We start from the raw sequence: 16466 nt of genomic DNA, 5'->3' as shown, positions 1-16466 counted from the left end.
CGAATCGAAATCTGAGGGTCGCGGCCTAGAACGCGAATTCGATTCAGCTTTTGGCGCCGGGCGATCCGCTCAGATGCGCTCCGGCAGGGGGAAGATTTCGAGGAACTGCCGCTCGCCCTTCGGCGTGAAATGGATCGCCCGGCTGTCCTCGCTGCGCCGCGCCCAGCCGGTCTCGATGAAGCGGGCAAGCAGCGCCTCGCCGAGCGAACCGGACAGATGCGAGCGCCGCTCGCTCCAGTCGAGGCAGGTCCGGCAGACCGGCCGCCGCTGGCCGCGCAGGCCCGCGACGTCGATGCCGATCGCAGCCATCTTCGCCGCGCCTTCCTCGGTCAGTCTCGCCTCGTCGCCGTCGACCGCGACATGCCCGTCGGCCACCAGCCGGTCGAGCATGCGCACGCCGAAGTCGCCAGCGAGATGGTTGTAGCAGACCCGCGCCTTGCGCAGCGCCGGATCCTTCGGGCCGGGTCGCGCCCGCAGGTAGCCGCGGTGGGCGGCAAAGCCCATCAGCCCCTCGAGCAGCAACCCGACCTCGTCGTCGGCGAGCGTGAAATAGCGGTGCCGCCCCTGCTTGCGCTGACCGACGAGGCCGCCCGCCTCCAGCTTCGCCAGGTGCGAACTCGCCGTCGACAGCGTGATGCCGGCGGCGCCCGCGAGCTCCGTCGCCGTCAGCGCCTGTCCGCCCATCAGCGCCGTCAGCATGTTCGCGCGGGCGGGATCGCCGATCAGGGCGCCGATCTGGGCAATGTCCGGTCCTTCTTTCATAGTTCGATCATAGTCGAAGCATCGCTGCCCGGCAATATGCGATCCTGTAAACATCGGAAACCTGAGGAAGACATGATGATCACCTGCTTCATCCGCTACGAGATCGACCCGTTCAAGCGCGAGGAATTCGCCGCCTATGCCCGCACCTGGGGCCGGGCGATCCCGCGATGCGGTGCCGAACTGATCGGCTATTTCGCCCCGCACGAGGGTTCGGCGACGACGGCCTACGGCGTCTATTCCATCGATAGCCTCGCCGCCTACGAGGCCTACCGGGCAAGGCTCGCCGCCGATCCGCTGGGGGCGGAGAACTACGCCTTCGCCCGGAGCGAGCGCTTCATCCTGAAGGAGGACCGCATCTTCTTGAAGAACGTCTCCCTGCCGCATGCGGAACGGGTGCAGCCATGATCGCCGTCATCTTCGAGGTCGCGCCGGCGCCGGGGCGCCGCGACGTCTATCTCAACCTGGCCGCCCGGCTGGGCGCACAGCTCAACGAGATCGACGGTTTCGTCTCGATCGAGCGCTTCCAGAGCCTGTCGGTGCCGGGCAAGATCCTTTCCCTGTCGTTCTGGCGCGACGAGGCGGCGGTCGCCGCCTGGCGGAACGGCGCCGAGCACCGCGCCGCCCAGAAGGCCGGTCGCAACGGCGTCTTCGCCGACTACCGCCTCCGGGTCGTCTCCGTTCTGCGCGACTACGGCATGTTCGAGCGCGACGAAGCGCCGGGCGACAGCCGGACGGTCCATGATGCGGCGTGAGGGACGCGCTACCGCGTGCTGCCGACCGATGCCCGAAGCGCGAGGAGTGCCGTCCTGAGCGCAGGCAGGTCACCTGCCGCGACGTTCCAGATCACGTCGTCGGCAACGCGGTGGTATTCGTGGCGCAGGATATTGCCCATGCCGCGGATGGACCGCCAGGGAATGTCCGGCGCCTGTCGGAGCAGGGTGTCGGGAAGGTGCCGGCTGGCTTCGGAAATGATCTCGATGGCGCGCTGGACCGCGAGCCGGAGGATGTCGTCCTGACCGAAATCCTCGCGCGTCTTTCCTGCGAGCGCGGTCTCGATCAGGGCGATCGTCTCCAGCATCTCGGTCAGGATCACGTCGATATCGCGCGCCATCAGAAGATACGTATCGCCGAGGTTTCGATCTTGTCCTTCAGCCTCGGATGCAGGCTGTCGCGCGTCGTCACATCCACCTCGGCCGCAAGCGCGTCCTCTAGGAAAAGCTTGATGCTGGCGAGATCGACGAGGGAGAACCGCCGCTCAAGATCATAGTCGATGAACAGATCGACGTCGCTTTCCCCGCCCGCCTCGTCGCGGGCCACCGAGCCGAAGAGATAGAGCGAGGTCGCGCCGAGGGCGCGGATCGCGTCCTCGTTCTGCATCAGCCGCTCGATCGCCTCGTTCCTCGTCATGGCGCAGTTCTACCGCATCGGCGGCCGCATTTCCATGCGGCGAATATTTCGCATGCCGCGCTCTCTGCCTTCACCCTTCGGTAACCATCTTCGGTAACCATAAGGGCCAAGACGTTCGTCATCCGAGTAAGCGTATCAGCGAGTATTCCATGTCCCATGTTCTTTCGCTTGCCGAAGCCCGTTCGGTCCGTCCCAATGGCTGGCTGGACACGATCATCCGGGGTGACTGCGTCGCAGCCCTCGATGCCCTGCCGGACCAGTCGGTCGACGTGATCTTCGCCGATCCGCCCTACAACCTCCAGCTCGGCGGCACGCTGCACCGGCCGGACCAGAGCCTCGTCGACGCCGTCGACGACGAATGGGACCAGTTCGCCTCCTTCGAGGCCTATGACGCCTTCACCCGCGCCTGGCTGCTCGCCTGCCGCCGCGTGCTCAAGCCGAACGGCACGATCTGGGTGATCGGCTCCTACCACAACATCTTCCGCGTCGGCGCCACGCTGCAGGACCTCAACTTCTGGATCCTCAACGACGTCGTCTGGCGCAAGACCAATCCGATGCCGAACTTCAAGGGCCGCCGCTTCCAGAACGCGCACGAGACGATGATCTGGGCGAGCCGCGATCCCAAGGCCAAGGGCTACACCTTCAACTACGACGCCATGAAGGCGGCCAACGACGACGTGCAGATGCGCTCCGACTGGCTGTTCCCGATCTGCTCGGGCGGCGAGCGGCTGAAGGACGCCGACGGCAAGAAGATCCACCCGACCCAGAAGCCGGAGGCGCTGCTTGCCCGCGTCATCATGGCTTCGACGAAGCCCGGCGACGTCGTGCTCGATCCCTTCTTCGGTTCCGGCACGACCGGTGCCGTCGCCAAGCGCCTCGGCCGTCATTTCGTCGGCATCGAGCGCGAGCAGGACTATATCGACGCCGCGCTCGCCCGCATCAATGCGGTCGTGCCGCTCGGCAACCAGACGCTTACGGTGATGACCGGCAAGAAGGCCGAGCCGCGCGTCGCCTTCAACACGCTGGTCGAGAGCGGCATGATCGCCCCCGGCACGGTGCTGACCGATGCAAGGCGGCGCCACAGCGCCGTCGTCCGCGCCGACGGCACCATCGCGTCCGGCGCCGATGCCGGCTCGATCCACCGCGTCGGCGCGAAGGTGCAGGGGCTCGACGCCTGCAACGGCTGGACCTTCTGGCACTATGCCGAAGGCAGCGAGCTGAAGCCGATCGACGCGCTGCGCTCCGTCGTTCGCAGCGACATGGCCAGACTCGAAGGCTGAGCCGCGAACGCGGGTCTTGCGGGAGATACCTCCGTCGCGGCCTTCGGCGTTCCCTGCGTCGGAGGTCGCGGCACTTCTGCCCCCGGGTTGCGTGGGGAATTTCAGCTCATGACGGCTGCGGCGTTTCGTCTGCGCGAACCCTTTCGGCGCTTTCGCCGAAGGGTAAACATGGACAAACCCTCGACTGTGTGGGCACAATGCCCCTCGCACATGCAGGGAGGAAGGAAGGCCGCCAACATTACTTGAAAAGCAGGTGGAACCTGGGGCGTCGGATTGCATTCATAACGTGTTAAGCGGGAGGCGATCATGAGGCATATCGAAATCGGCAACCTCGATCCGGAGCAAGCCAAACGTGTCTGGGAGGTTTCTGAATACTGCCGCAAGGCCGGCGTCAGCCGGAGGGAAGAGCAAAGGCTGATCAAGATCCTCGGCCGCTATGCCTCCGCCCACGAACTGCAGATGAACATCGTTCGTCCGAACAACCGCTCCCGCTGCTGAAATTCAGCGGCGACATCTTCTTCAGGACGCCGGTCGCGCGTCTTTCTCCCCATCCTCTTCCAGTGCTTCCGATGCGGTACGTAGCTCAGCTCGGACCGCCGTCGAACGAACAAAGTAAGTCGTTGCGAATATTCACGGATTCGCCTCTTTGAGGCGGTCGATCTTCAGCGGCGGTTAACCATCCCCGTCTAAGGTCGGCAGCAGACATCAGAGTTTACGTCTTTCCGGTTTCGTACCTTCAGTCCCGGAAAGGCGAAAACGCCCGGGACCGGCGACGGCTCCGGGCGTTTTTCCGTCTCCGGACGGCCTCAGAGCGTGATGCCGTGCGCGGCGAGATCGCTCTTCAGTTTCTCGGCATCCTTGAAGTGCACGGCGTTCCAGCCGGCCGCCCGCGCCCCTTCGACGTTCTTCTCGGCATCGTCGATGAAGAGGGTGTGCCCGGGCTCCAGGCCGAAGTCGCGCGCATGCCTCTCGTAGATGGCGAGCTCCGGCTTGATCAGGCCGATCTCTCCCGAGACCGTGACGCCGCGCGGCAGGTCGAGGAAGGGATAGAGCTTGCGCGCCTCCTTGAACGTATCGGCTGCGAAGTTGGTCAGCATGGTGACGTCGCGGCCATCGGCCACCAGCGTCTCCATGATCGCGACGCTCTCGACATAGGCGTGCGAGACCATCTCATGCCAGTGCTTGCGGAAGGCGCGGATGTTCTCGGCGTGATCCGGATAGTCGGTGATCAGCAGCGCCTCGGCGTCCTCCCAGCTCCGGCCGCGGTCCTGCTCCAGGTTCCAGTCGTGCGTGCAGACATTGGCGAAGAACCAGTTGCGCTCCGCATCGTCCGGGATCAGCCGGCTGAAGGGGATGTGGGGGTCGTAGTGGATCAGCACCCGGCCGATGTCGAAGACGATGTGACGGATTTCGATGGTCATGGGGTGCTCACCTTTTCCAGTATACGGGGCCGCGGCCGGAAGGCCTCCGGCATAGCCTGCTTGATTGCCTTCTTCATGACGCTCGGCAGCGCCTCGCCCGCAAGGGTTTCCTCCGGCTCCCACCAGCCCGGCCCCGTGCTCTGCCCCGCAGCGATCGCGCGGCTGACCCTGGAACGGAAGACCGTGAGGCGCAATTCGAAATGGGTGAAGACGTGGACGACGGTGCCGCAGTCGCGCCAGGCGGCGGCGAAAGGAGCTGCCTCGCTGCCGGTGGCGCCGTCCTGCCGGGCCGTCCAGTCGGTGTTCGGCACCTCGGTCATGCCGCCCAGAAGCCCGTGGCCGGGCCGCTTGCGCAGGAACACCGCGCCGGTCTCGTCGACCGCCACGAAGGCGGCCCCGAGCCGCACCGGCCTCTCCTTCCTGCCCGCCTTCACCGGAAAGCGCTCCGGGTCGTCGCTCGCAAGCGCGACGCAGGACCCGTTCACCGGACAGAGCGCGCAGGCGGGCCGCCGGGGCGTACAGATCGTGGCGCCGAGATCCATCATGGCTTGCGCGAAGTCGCCCGGCCGTTCGGAGGGCGTCATTTCGGCAACCAGCCCGCGCATCAGCGGCTTGGCGCCGGGCAGGGGGGCGTCGAGCGCATACAGCCTGGAGATAACGCGCTCGACATTGCCGTCGAGCACCGCCGCCGGCCGGTCGAAGGCGATGGCCGCGATCGCGGCCGCCGTATAGTCGCCGATGCCGGGCAACGCCTTCAGCCCGTCCTCGGTGTCGGGAAACCGCCCGCCGTGCTGGAAGGCCACGGTCTCGGCGCATTTCTTCAGGTTGCGCGCCCGCGCATAGTAGCCGAGACCGGCCCAGGCCTTCATCACCGCCTCGGTCTCGGCCTCGGCGAGATCGGTCACCGTCGGCCATTTCGAGGTGAACAGCGCGAAATAGGATTTCACCGCCTGCACCGTCGTCTGCTGCAGCATCACTTCGGAGAGCCACACGCGGTAGGGATCGGGCCGGATGCCGCGGGCGGCCATCGGCGGCGAGACGCGCCAGGGCAGGTCGCGATGATGCCGGTCGTACCAGGCGACGATCTGGCTGGTCTTCTCTGCTGCGGCGGGCGTTTTCGTCATCGGTTTGCCTGGACGCGGTAAGGAAGCGTATAACTGGCGAAGCAACGCCGTTTCTTCAAGGCAAATTTCGCCTGCCGAGGAATATTTTCCGCTGGAGTGCCTGCCGTGAATTCCCGATCCCCCCGAAAGGGCGCCCAGCAGATCAGCGAGGTCGCCAACGACCTGATCGATCCGGTCCTGGCCAAGCGCGCCGGCATCAACACCATGCTGCTCGGCTCCTGGGACGAGATCGCCGGCAGTGCCTTCGCGGAGTGCAGCCGGCCGGAGAAGATCGCCTGGCCGCGGCGGGTCTCCGAGATGGCCGGCGAGGACGGCGGCCACCAGCCCGGCACGCTCACGATCGCCTGCGAGGGCTCGCGCGCGCTGTTCCTGTCGCACCAGCAGGGCGAACTGATCCAGCGCATCAACGGCTTTTTCGGCTTCCCGGCGATCCGCCAGGTGCGGATCGTGCAGAAGCCGGTGACGCCGCCCGCACGGCGCCGCCGCGGGCCGCGGCCTTTGACCGGCGAGGCGGCACGCCATCTGGACGATCTGGTGGAGGGCATCGAGGGCGACGCGCTGAAGGCGGCGCTGAAGCGCCTCGGCACCGCCGTTCTCGGCCGCAAGGGCGAGCGACGGCGCTGAGCCGCCACCGGCATTTCCAATGCCGCGGGCTTCGTGTCGTTGCCCGGAACTGCTGCGCCGGAATTGTTCGCGGGTTGCTGCCCCTCATCCGCCTGCCGGCACCTTCTCCCCGCAGGCGGGGAGAAGGACGATTGCGGCGACGCCCTGCCTTGCTCTTTGCACAACGCAGAACGCGTCCCCTCTCCCCGCCTGCGGGGAGAGGGTTAGGGTGAGGGGCCGCCGCCGCCGCGGGGTGGCGGATAGCGCCAACTGACCAGGGGCCGAAGCCACCACCGGGCAAGCGCCGTGGGAGCGCGAAGCCATTGCTCGAGGGAGGCGGGCATCCTGCCGGGCGCACCACGCACCGGCGGACCTGCGGCACAACATCACAAGGTCACAATTCTTTGAAGGTCATGGTGTTGGCGCAGCTTGTTCGCGACAGGAAGCCGGTATATCCCGGCGATCGAAGCATTTTTACTTGTCCCCCATAGGAGAGACCATGTCCCTTTCCGAAATGAGCCCGTTCAAGCGTCTTCTGGGCGGCGTCGCCGTTGCGGCACTGGCGGCAACGCTCGTCGCCTGCAGCGAGGAGAAGAAGGAGACCGCCGCGGCTCCGGAGAACCAGGCGACCACCGAAAGCACTGCGACGCCGGCCGCTCCGGCCGCCGGTGCCGATGCCACGGCGACGACCGCTGCAGCGCCGGCTGCGACGAGCGAGGTCGCCCAGGCCGCGCCTTCGGCCGGCACGACCCCGTCCACGCCGGCCCGCGTGGAAGTTCCGCCGTCCGAGGGCGACGTCGACATGGCCAAGGTGCTCGAGCCCGGCCCGCTGCCGGAGATGGCGGTCGGCGAGGCCAACGCCCCGGTGACGATCGTCGAATACATGTCGATGACCTGCCCGCATTGCGCCCGTTTCCACAACGAGACCTTCGACGCGATCAAGGCCAAGTATGTCGACAGCGGCAAGGTGCGCTTCATCGTCCGCGAGTTCCCCTTCGACCCGCGCGCGGCGGCCGCCTTCATGCTGGCGCGCTGCGCTCCGCCCGAGCAGTATTTCCCGATGGTCTCCATGCTGTTCAAGCAGCAGGAACAGTGGGCTGCCGCGGAAAACGGCCGCGAAGCGCTGCTGCAGATGTCCAAGCTGGCCGGTTTTACACAACAGAGCTTCGAAGCCTGCTTGACGAACCAGAAACTTCTCGATGATGTGAACGCGGTCCGCGAGCGCGGTGCCAAGGAATTCGGCATCGCGGCCACGCCGACTTTCATCGTCAACGGCCAGCGCTATTCCGGAGAAATGTCGGTTGACGTCATGTCGGCCCTCATCGACAGCAAGCTCTGATCCCGGCCGCGGCCAGGCCGCGGATGGCGGGCACGTCGGCGTGTTTGCTCGGCCGGGCCGACCTTCGCGCCGACTTGTCGATCCCGCAGACCGGAAACGGCGCACGGCTCTCGTCGCGCCGATTTCGATGCCGGACGGAAGGCTCCGGCAGCCGACGCGACCGATCTCCCCCCTTGAGGGGGAGATGCCCGGCAGGGCAGAGGGGGGCGACATCGCCCCCGCGTGCCGCCGATGAAGTTTACCAAGCTTCGCCTGCAGGGCTTCAAGACCTTCGTCGAACCGACCGAATTCGTCATCGAGCGCGGGCTGACCGGCGTCGTCGGGCCGAACGGCTGCGGCAAGTCGAACCTCGTCGAGGCGCTGCGCTGGGTGATGGGGGAGAACTCCTACAAGAACATGCGCGCGTCCGGCATGGACGACGTGATCTTCTCCGGTTCCGGCAACCGCCCGGCGCGCAACACCGCCGAGGTCGGCCTCTACCTCGACAATTTCGACCGCACCGCTCCCGCCGCCTTCAACGATGCCGACGAGATCCAGGTCTCCCGCCGCATCGAGCGCGAGCAGGGCTCGGTCTACCGCATCAACGGCAAGGAGGCGCGCGCCAAGGACGTGCAACTTCTCTTCGCCGATGCCTCCACAGGCGCCCGCTCGCCGTCGATGGTCGGGCAGGGGCGGATCGGCGAGCTGATCCAGGCAAAGCCGCAGGCGCGCCGCCAGTTGCTGGAAGAAGCCGCCGGCATCTCCGGCCTGCATTCGCGCCGCCACGAGGCCGAGCTGCGCCTGCGCGCCGCCGAAACCAACCTCGAGCGCCTCGACGACGTCACCTCGCAGCTCGAGAGCCAGATCGACAGTCTCAAGCGCCAGTCGCGCCAGGCCAACCGCTTCAAGATGCTGTCGGCCGACATCCGCAAGCACGAGGCGATGCTGCTGCACATCCGCTGGGCGCAGGCGAAGGAGGCCGAGGGCGAGGCGGAAAGCCAGCTGAACCAGGCGACCTCGCTCGTAGCCGAGCGCGCGCAGGCGCAGATGGAGGCGGCGAAGGCGCAGGCGATAGCGAGCCTCAAGCTGCCGGAACTGCGCGAGAACGAGGCGAAGCTCGCAGCCGCGCTGCAGCGCCTGCAGATCGCCCGCGCGCAGCTGGAAGAGGACGCCGGCCGCCTGCTGCGCCGCCGCGACGAGCTGGCCCGGCGGCTGACCCAGCTCGCCGAGGACATCGCCCGCGAGGAGGCGATGGTCAGGGACAATGCCGCGGTTCTGGAGCGGCTTGCGGCGGAGGAACAGGAGATCGGCGAGATCCTGGGCGAGGCCGACGACCGCGCCGCCGCCGCGCGCGAGGCCATGGACGAGGCGGCCGAGCGCCTGTCGGGCAGCGAGCGCGTACTCTCCGAGATCACCGCCGAGCGCGCCGAGGCGCAGGCCGCCCGCAACCAGCTGGAAAGGACGATCCGCGACCTTGCCGACCGGCAGGCGCGGCTCGCCCAGCAGTTCACCGGCCTGAAGGCGGAGATTGCCGCCATCGACGAGCGCATCGCCGCCCTGCCGGATCCCGAGCAGAAGCGTGCCGAGGTGCAGTCGGCCGAGGCGGCGCTGGAGGAGGCCGGCGAGCGGCTGGCCGAGGCCGAGGAGGCGCTGGAGGAGGCGCGCGCGACCGAAGTCGACGCGCGCGGCCCCGTCGACGCCGCTCGCGGAAACGTCAACGCCATCGAGACCGAGATGCGCACGATCCGGCGGATGCTGGAGGCGGGTGCCGCCGGCGGCTCGTTCTCGCCGGTGGTCGAGGACGTGCAGGTCGACAAGGGCTTCGAGACGGCGCTCGGCGCAGCGCTGGGCGACGACCTGGATTCGCCCGCCGATACCGCCGCCGCCGCCCACTGGCGCTATGCCGGAGACGGCGCGGCCGATGCGTCGCTTCCCGATGGAGCGGTGCCGCTTCTGTCCCATGTCCGTGCCCCGGACGTCTTGACCCGTCGCCTGCGCCAGATCGGCGTCGTGGCGGACGAGGCTCGTGCGCTCTCGCTCCTGGCAAGCCTGGCGCCCGGCCAGCGGCTGGTGACGCGCGAGGGCGCGGTGTTCCGCTGGGACGGCCATGTCACCGGCGCCGACGCGCCGAGTGCGGCCGCATTGCGGCTGGCGCAGAAGAACCGGCTGGGTGAACTGGAGGGCGAACTGGAGGCGGCGCGCGCCGCGCTTGCGCAGGCCGAGGCGAGGCTCGCCGATGCCGGTGCGGCGATCCGCGTCGCCACGCAGGTCCAGCAGGACGCCCGCGAGGCGCAGCGGCTGGCCGTTCGAAAGCTTGCGGAAGCGCGCGAGGCGCTGGACGCCGCCGAACGCGCCTCCGGCGAGCTGATCCGCCGCCGCGCCGTGCTGGGCGAGACCAGGGCGCAGCTCGAAGCGCAGCTCGAGGAGGCAGGCGACCGGCTGGAGGAAGCGCGGGCAGCGCTGGAGGATGCGCCCGACGTCGCAGCGCTCGACCTGCGGCTGTCGCAGCAGGCCGCGAGCGTCGCCACCGACCGCGCAGCCCTTGCCGAGGCGCGCGCCTTCCATGACGGCCTGGCCCGCGAGATGGCCGAACGCCAGCGCCGGCTGGCGGCGATCGCCGGCGAGCGGGAGACCTGGCACAGCCGCGCCGCCAATGCCGAGCGCCACATCGCCCAGCTGCGCGATCGCCAGGCCGAGGCGCAGGAGGAGGCGGAGCGCATCGCCGAGGCGCCGGAAGAGATCGACGAGAGGCGCCGGTCGCTGATGAGCGAGCTCGCCCGCGCCGAGGAGGCCCGCCGCGCGGCGGCCGACCAGTTGCAGGAGGCCGAAAACGCCCAGCGCGAGGCCGACCGGATCGCCGCGACCGCGCTCTCGCAGCTTGCCGAATCCCGCGAGCAGCGCGGCCGCACCGAGGAGCGACTGGTGTCCGCCCGCGAACGCCGCCTCGACGGCGAGGCGCGCATCCGTGCGGCGCTGCATTGCGCCCCGCACGAGGCGCTGAAGCTCGCCGAGCATCAAGCCGACCGGCCGCTGCCCGATCCGCGCGACACCGAGCTGGAACTCGACCGCCTGAAGGTCGAGCGCGAACGGCTGGGGGCGGTGAACCTGCGCGCCGAGGAGGAGCAGAAGGAGCTGTCGGAGAAGCTGCAGGCGATCGTCACCGAGCGCGAGGACATCATCGAGGCGATCCGCAAGCTGCGCTCGGCGATCCAGAGCCTGAACCGCGAGGGCCGCGAACGGCTGCTGGCCGCCTTCGACGTGGTCAACGCCCAGTTCCAGCGCCTCTTCACCCATCTCTTCGGCGGCGGCACGGCCGAGCTGCAGCTGATCGAGAGCGACGACCCGCTCGATGCGGGGCTGGAGATCCTCGCCCGCCCGCCCGGCAAGAAGCCGCAGACGATGACGCTGCTCTCCGGCGGCGAGCAGGCGCTGACGGCGATGGCGCTGATCTTCGCCGTCTTCCTCACCAATCCGGCGCCGATCTGCGTCCTCGACGAGGTCGACGCGCCGCTCGACGACCACAATGTCGAGCGCTACTGCAACCTGATGGACGAGATGGCCGCCTCCACCGAGACCCGCTTCGTCATCATCACCCACAACCCGATCACCATGGCCCGCATGAACCGCCTGTTCGGCGTCACCATGGCCGAGCAGGGCGTCTCCCAGCTCGTCTCCGTCGACCTGCAGACGGCGGAGCAACTGCGCGAGGCGGTGTAGGCGGGGGAGCAGGCGCTCCTTTCGGATGCTTCCGGAACATGGTACGTTTCGCTCGATACGGAGATGCCGGATGAACCTGTCGATCAGCAAGGACCTTCAGCAGTATATCGACGACGAAGTCGAAAGCGGCCGCTTTGGCGATGCCAGTGCCGTCGTCAACGATGCGCTTCGTCTGCATGAGGCCTATTTAGGCCGCCTGCGCGAGGAAATCGGCAAGGGGCTGGACGACATGGCCAACGGACGCCACCGCGCCATCACGGCAGCGGAATTTCTGGCACGCGCAAGGTCCAACGTCTCCTGAGCGTTGCGTCCTTCCAGTTCACCGACAGCGCGACGGCGGATGTCGACGCCATCCTGTCCTATACGCTGAAGACCTGGGGCGATGATCAGGCCGTGGCCTATGTGGGCGGTTTGTATGAGCTTCTCGGCCTGCTGTCGGCCAATCCGGCGAGCGGCCGGCTGCGCCGGGACCTGTCTCCGGAGCTGCGAAGCTTTCCCTATCGGGAACATGTCGTCTTCTACGTGCCTTCAGGGGACGGCATCATGGTCATTCGCGTTCTCCATGGCCGCCAGAGCGTCCGCTCCTTGCTTTCTTCGCCCTGACGGAACCATTCCCCGACTTCCGCATTCTCTTCCGCGCCGGCCGCCATGGCCGGGAAGGAAGGGGACATTGATGTCGAGAAACGCACTTTACATGATCATCGGCGCGCTCATCGTGGTCGTCGCAGGCTTCTCCTATTACGCCTATCAGGAGGAGCAGAAGCCGGACGGGGTCGAGATCCAGATCGGCAAGGACGGACTTTCGGTCCAGGAAAACTGAGCCTCCTTCGCCCGTCGCAGCCGGCCGGCCGCCGGGGCGGCGGGGCGTTGATCGCGCGGCGGGCGGCTCCGCGCGACGGCCGCCGCCGTCGCCGGTCGCGTCCATTGTGCGTCGCAGCATTTTCTCCCTTCCGCTCCGTTCCCAACCTGTGCCATATGCTGTAAATCTGTCACAATAGACTGTTTCGGGTGGAGAACAGCAATGCAGAAGTGGGTCTATGCCTTCGGTGGGGGAAGCGCCGAGGGGAGCGCCGCCGACCGCGACCTCCTGGGAGGGAAGGGCGCCAATCTCGCCGAGATGTGCAATCTCGGCCTGCCCGTGCCGCCCGGCCTTACCATCGTCACCGCCGCCTGTACCCACTACTATGAGAACGGCAGGACCATTCCCGACAGCCTGAAGGACGAGGTCCGCGCCGGCCTGCGGAAGATGGAGGAGGTCACCGGCCGCACATTCGGCCACAACGAGCGGCCGCTGCTTCTCTCCGTCCGCTCCGGCGCCCGCGCCTCCATGCCCGGCATGATGGACACCGTCCTCAATCTCGGCCTGAACGACGATACTGTTCAGGCGCTCGGCCACGATGCCGGCGACGCCCGCTTCGCCTGGGACAGCTACCGCCGCTTCATCCAGATGTATGCCGACGTCGTCATGGGGCTGGACCACGAGGTCTTCGAGGAGATTCTGGAGGACGAGAAGGCCCGCTTCGGTCATGAGCAGGATACCGAGCTCTCCGCCGTCGAATGGCAGCACGTCATCGCCCGCTACAAGGAAACGATCGAGGACGAGCTGGGAGAAAGCTTCCCCCAGGACCCCGAGGTCCAGCTCTGGGGCGCGATCGGCGCGGTCTTTTCCAGCTGGATGAACGCCCGCGCCGTCACCTATCGCACCCTCCACAACATTCCCGCCGAATGGGGCACGGCCGTCAACGTCCAGGCCATGGTGTTCGGCAACCTCGGCAATTCGTCCGCAACCGGCGTCGCCTTCACTCGCAACCCCTCGACCGGCGAGAACGCGCTCTATGGCGAGTTCCTGGTCAACGCCCAGGGCGAGGATGTCGTCGCCGGCATCCGCACGCCGCAGAACATCACCGAGTGCGCCCGCATCGCTTCCGGCTCGGACCGGCCCTCGCTGGAAAAGCTGATGCCGGAGGCGTTTGCCGAGTTCACCGACATCTGCGCGACGCTCGAGCGCCACTATCGCGACATGCAGGACCTGGAGTTCACCATCGAGCGCGGCAAGCTGTGGATGCTGCAGACGCGCTCCGGCAAGCGCACCGCCAAGGCGGCGCTGAAGATGGCGGTCGACATGGCCGAGGAGGGGCTGATCAGCCGGGAGGAGGCCGTCGCCCGCATCGACCCGACCTCGCTCGACCAGCTCCTGCATCCGACGATCGATCCGCGCGCGCGCCGCGAGGTGATCGGCGCCGGCCTGCCGGCCTCGCCGGGCGCGGCCACCGGCGAGATCGTCTTCACCTCCGAGGAGGCCGTCCACGCGCAGGACGAGGGCCGCAAGGTGATCCTCGTCCGCGTCGAGACGAGCCCGGAGGATATCCACGGCATGCACGCCGCCGAGGGCATCCTCACCACCCGCGGCGGCATGACGAGCCATGCGGCCGTCGTTGCCCGCGGCATGGGCACTCCTTGCGTCTCCGGCGCCGGCACCCTGCGCGTCGACCTGCGCAACGAACTCCTGATCGCGCAGGGGACGACGCTGAGGAAGGGCGACGTCATCACCATCGACGGCGGTTCGGGCCAGGTGCTGAAGGGGGCGATCCCGATGCTGCAGCCGGAGCTTTCCGGCGATTTCGGCCGCATCATGGAATGGGCCGACCAGACGCGGCGGATGAAGGTGCGCACCAATGCCGAAACGCCGGCCGATGCCCGCGCCGCGCGCTCCTTCGGCGCCGAGGGGATCGGCCTCTGCCGCACCGAGCACATGTTCTTCGAGGACGGGCGCATCAACGTCATGCGCGAGATGATCCTCGCCGGCGACGAGGCCGGGCGGCGCGCGGCCCTCGCCAAGCTCCTGCCGATGCAGCGGTCGGACTTCGTCGAGCTGTTCGAGATCATGCACGGCCTGCCCGTCACCATCCGCCTGCTCGACCCGCCGCTGCACGAGTTTCTGCCGAAGACCGACGAGGAGATCGCCGAAGTCGCAGCCCATCTGGGCTTCGATCCGGCGGAACTGCGCCAGCGCGTCGATGCGCTGCACGAGTTCAACCCGATGCTCGGCCACCGCGGCTGCCGGCTCGCCATCTCCTATCCGGAGATCGCCGAGATGCAGGCGCGCGCGATCTTCGAGGCCGCCTGCCAGGCGGCGAAGGAGACTGGCGCTGCGGTCGTGCCCGAGATCATGGTGCCGCTCGTCGGCCTGAAGTCGGAGCTCGACTACGTCAAGGCGCGGATCGAGGCGGTCGCCAGGGAGGTCATCGCCGAGGGCGGTGTCGCGATCGAATACCTGGTCGGCACGATGATCGAGCTGCCCCGCGCCGCCCTGCGCGCCCATGTCATCGCCGAATCGGCCGAGTTCTTCTCCTTCGGCACCAACGACCTGACGCAGACCACCTTCGGGATCTCGCGCGACGACGCCTCGCAGTTCCTCACCACCTACCTGCAGAAGGGCATCGTCGAGCGCGATCCCTTCGTCCAGCTCGATTTCGACGGGGTGGGGGAACTGATCCAGATCGCCGCAGAGCGCGGCAGGCGCACCCGCAACGACCTCAAGCTCGGCATCTGCGGCGAGCATGGCGGCGACCCGGCTTCGATCCGCTTCTGCGAGGAGGCCGGTCTCGACTACGTCTCCTGCTCGCCCTTCCGCGTGCCGATCGCCCGCCTCGCAGCCGCCCAGGCGGCCTTCACCGGACGCGGCGGCCGCTGACCGCCGGCGGCGGCCCGCCTACCAGCCGGGTCCGTACCAGTTGCGATAAGGCCCGGGGCCATACCCGTCGCCATAGAGGAAGGCGCGGCGGTCGGCGTCGCGGTTGAGGTCGATGCGCTGCAGGCAGGTGGCGAAGGCGTTGGTGCCGCGCCGGAAGCCGTAGTCGAGGCATTGCCTCTCGTCGGCGGCGCGCCGCTGCTCGGGGGTTATCGTCTGGCAGCCCGCAAGCAGTCCGGCTGCCGCAGCCACCGAAACAAGGATGGGCGCACGCATTCGGACCTCCATGGCGGCGGATGACCGCCGTTGTCATGAAGGCAATATAGGCGCCGCGCCGGCGGCTGCAAGGTTGTGCGGAGCGGCTACTGCAGCGATCGCTGCATGCGTTCCAGCACGCCGACGAAGGAGTGGGCGAAGTTCTTCAGGTCGCTGGTTTCCTCGCTCGGATCCTCGACGCGGATGCCGGTGCCGCCGTCGTCCAGAAGCGCGAAGACGATCTTCAACCCGTCGCCGTTCGCCTCGGGAATGCGCAAGGCGGCAATGCGCCGGCAATCGGCGGCAAGGCCGGAAGCGGGGAGGTCGAACAGGAACTCGCCGCCGAGCGCGCCTGCGGCGCGGCGGACCGCATCGGAGAAACCGTCCTCATCCGCCGCAACGCCGTCGAGCGACAGCTCCAGTTCCACGAGCTCGAGGTCGGGGGCCGGATCGCCGGAAGGCGGCGGCAGCGCCAGCGGCTGCGCCTGAACGGTCGTCGGTGTCTGCAACATCGGTAAACCTCTCCCTGTTGTTCGCCCGATTGATTTGTCCCCATCGGAAAAATCGTTAAGGAGCGTGTCATTTTTGCGGCACACAAGGCTAAACCGGGCCCTGGCGTCGTGTTCCACTTATGAGTGCGGCGGCCGCATTGACGAAACGCCGCCGCCGCTTCATCACTGTCGGCGGCAAAACTGCGTGGATCGCCGGTTCGACGATGCGATGCTGCGGCAGAACTTCGGCGGAGGCGGATGGTTCCTTTCGACCTGCGCTGCTATTGGGGATTTGAGGATGCGGGCGCCAGCGCGTATCCTGCTTTGACAATCGGAAGCGCGCCTGGTCCTTGCGGGACCGGCGCTGAGACTGGCAGCGAGGTTCGGCCCGATGGCA

General features: G+C 67.7%; 18 protein-coding genes. 11 read left to right on the top strand and 7 right to left on the bottom strand.

Annotated elements, in window-relative coordinates; translation table 11 throughout:
• Positions 1-69: 69 nt before the first annotated feature.
• Positions 70-762, bottom strand: coding sequence for a metalloregulator ArsR/SmtB family transcription factor (locus P0086_RS06575; protein ID WP_148151765.1), 693 nt, complete (start codon positions 760-762; stop codon positions 70-72).
• 75 nt (positions 763-837) lie between these two features.
• On the opposite strand from P0086_RS06575, the gene P0086_RS06570 reads away from it, so the two are divergent.
• Positions 838-1167: an NIPSNAP family protein gene (locus P0086_RS06570; RefSeq protein ID WP_275783756.1), complete on the top strand. Its 330-nt coding sequence runs from the start codon at positions 838-840 to the stop codon at positions 1165-1167.
• Positions 1164-1514: an antibiotic biosynthesis monooxygenase gene (locus P0086_RS06565; protein WP_112593447.1), complete on the top strand. Its 351-nt coding sequence runs from the start codon at positions 1164-1166 to the stop codon at positions 1512-1514. Before P0086_RS06570 ends, P0086_RS06565 begins: the two co-directional genes overlap by 4 nt.
• Positions 1515-1522: 8 nt before the next feature.
• Here the strand turns inward: P0086_RS06565 and P0086_RS06560 are convergent, their stop codons facing one another.
• Positions 1523-1873, bottom strand: coding sequence for a HepT-like ribonuclease domain-containing protein (locus tag P0086_RS06560; RefSeq protein ID WP_275783753.1), 351 nt, complete (start codon positions 1871-1873; stop codon positions 1523-1525).
• Positions 1873-2169: a nucleotidyltransferase domain-containing protein gene (locus P0086_RS06555; RefSeq protein WP_148189035.1), complete on the bottom strand. Its 297-nt coding sequence runs from the start codon at positions 2167-2169 to the stop codon at positions 1873-1875. The genes P0086_RS06560 and P0086_RS06555 overlap by 1 nt, the downstream gene beginning before the upstream one ends.
• Positions 2170-2318: 149 nt before the next feature.
• On the opposite strand from P0086_RS06555, the gene P0086_RS06550 reads away from it, so the two are divergent.
• Positions 2319-3449 carry a site-specific DNA-methyltransferase gene (locus P0086_RS06550; protein WP_112593444.1) on the top strand — a complete coding sequence of 377 codons (1131 nt, stop codon included), beginning with the start codon at positions 2319-2321 and terminating at the stop codon, positions 3447-3449.
• A gap of 306 nt (positions 3450-3755) precedes the next feature.
• Positions 3756-3947: a hypothetical protein gene (locus P0086_RS06545; protein WP_112593443.1), complete on the top strand. Its 192-nt coding sequence runs from the start codon at positions 3756-3758 to the stop codon at positions 3945-3947.
• A gap of 308 nt (positions 3948-4255) precedes the next feature.
• Here P0086_RS06545 and P0086_RS06540 read toward each other — a convergent pair whose 3' ends face one another.
• Both P0086_RS06540 and mutY read right to left on the bottom strand, forming a co-directional pair.
• Positions 4256-4870, bottom strand: coding sequence for an HAD family phosphatase (locus P0086_RS06540; protein WP_112606156.1), 615 nt, complete (start codon positions 4868-4870; stop codon positions 4256-4258).
• Positions 4867-5994 (bottom strand): A/G-specific adenine glycosylase, encoded by a 1128-nt coding sequence (gene mutY, locus P0086_RS06535; RefSeq protein ID WP_275783746.1) that lies wholly within the window; start codon positions 5992-5994, stop codon positions 4867-4869. The genes P0086_RS06540 and mutY overlap by 4 nt, the downstream gene beginning before the upstream one ends.
• 105 nt (positions 5995-6099) lie before the next feature.
• Here mutY and P0086_RS06530 point away from each other — a divergent pair, with 105 nt between their 5' ends.
• The 7 genes from P0086_RS06530 (at position 6100) to ppdK (ending at position 15326) form a co-directional block, all read left to right on the top strand.
• On the top strand, positions 6100-6618 hold the full coding sequence (locus P0086_RS06530) for a DUF721 domain-containing protein (RefSeq protein ID WP_275783743.1): 519 nt from the start codon (positions 6100-6102) through the stop codon (positions 6616-6618).
• A 478-nt stretch (positions 6619-7096) separates the two neighbouring features.
• A complete protein-coding gene (locus tag P0086_RS06525) occupies positions 7097-7936 on the top strand; it encodes a DsbA family protein (protein WP_275783740.1) in 840 nt (279 codons plus the stop codon).
• 231 nt (positions 7937-8167) lie between these two features.
• Positions 8168-11632, top strand: a complete 3465-nt coding sequence (locus P0086_RS06520; protein WP_275783737.1) for a chromosome segregation SMC family protein — start codon at positions 8168-8170, stop codon at positions 11630-11632.
• A gap of 70 nt (positions 11633-11702) precedes the next feature.
• Positions 11703-11933, top strand: a complete 231-nt coding sequence (locus P0086_RS06515; protein WP_275783734.1) for a type II toxin-antitoxin system ParD family antitoxin — start codon at positions 11703-11705, stop codon at positions 11931-11933.
• Positions 11900-12235 (top strand): type II toxin-antitoxin system RelE/ParE family toxin, encoded by a 336-nt coding sequence (locus P0086_RS06510; RefSeq protein ID WP_345799308.1) that lies wholly within the window; start codon positions 11900-11902, stop codon positions 12233-12235. Before P0086_RS06515 ends, P0086_RS06510 begins: the two co-directional genes overlap by 34 nt.
• Before the next feature lie 70 nt (positions 12236-12305).
• Positions 12306-12452, top strand: a complete 147-nt coding sequence (locus tag P0086_RS06505; protein WP_275783731.1) for a hypothetical protein — start codon at positions 12306-12308, stop codon at positions 12450-12452.
• A gap of 201 nt (positions 12453-12653) precedes the next feature.
• Complete coding sequence (ppdK, locus tag P0086_RS06500; RefSeq protein WP_275783729.1) at positions 12654-15326, top strand: pyruvate, phosphate dikinase; 2673 nt, start codon at positions 12654-12656, stop codon at positions 15324-15326.
• A gap of 18 nt (positions 15327-15344) precedes the next feature.
• On the opposite strand, the gene P0086_RS06495 is transcribed toward ppdK, so the two are convergent.
• Together P0086_RS06495 and P0086_RS06490 are read right to left on the bottom strand one after the other, a co-directional pair.
• Positions 15345-15599, bottom strand: a complete 255-nt coding sequence (locus P0086_RS06495; protein WP_112600338.1) for a hypothetical protein — start codon at positions 15597-15599, stop codon at positions 15345-15347.
• Positions 15600-15685: 86 nt separating this feature from the next.
• On the bottom strand, positions 15686-16090 hold the full coding sequence (locus tag P0086_RS06490) for a hypothetical protein (RefSeq protein WP_112600337.1): 405 nt from the start codon (positions 16088-16090) through the stop codon (positions 15686-15688).
• Positions 16091-16466: the final 376 nt, after the last annotated feature.

The sequence above is a fragment of the Mycoplana sp. MJR14 genome (assembly GCF_029210525.1).
Lineage (GTDB): Bacteria > Pseudomonadota > Alphaproteobacteria > Rhizobiales > Rhizobiaceae > Mycoplana.
The sequence above is the reverse complement of the archived record's forward strand: the minus strand, read 5'-3'. Positions and strand labels throughout refer to the sequence as shown.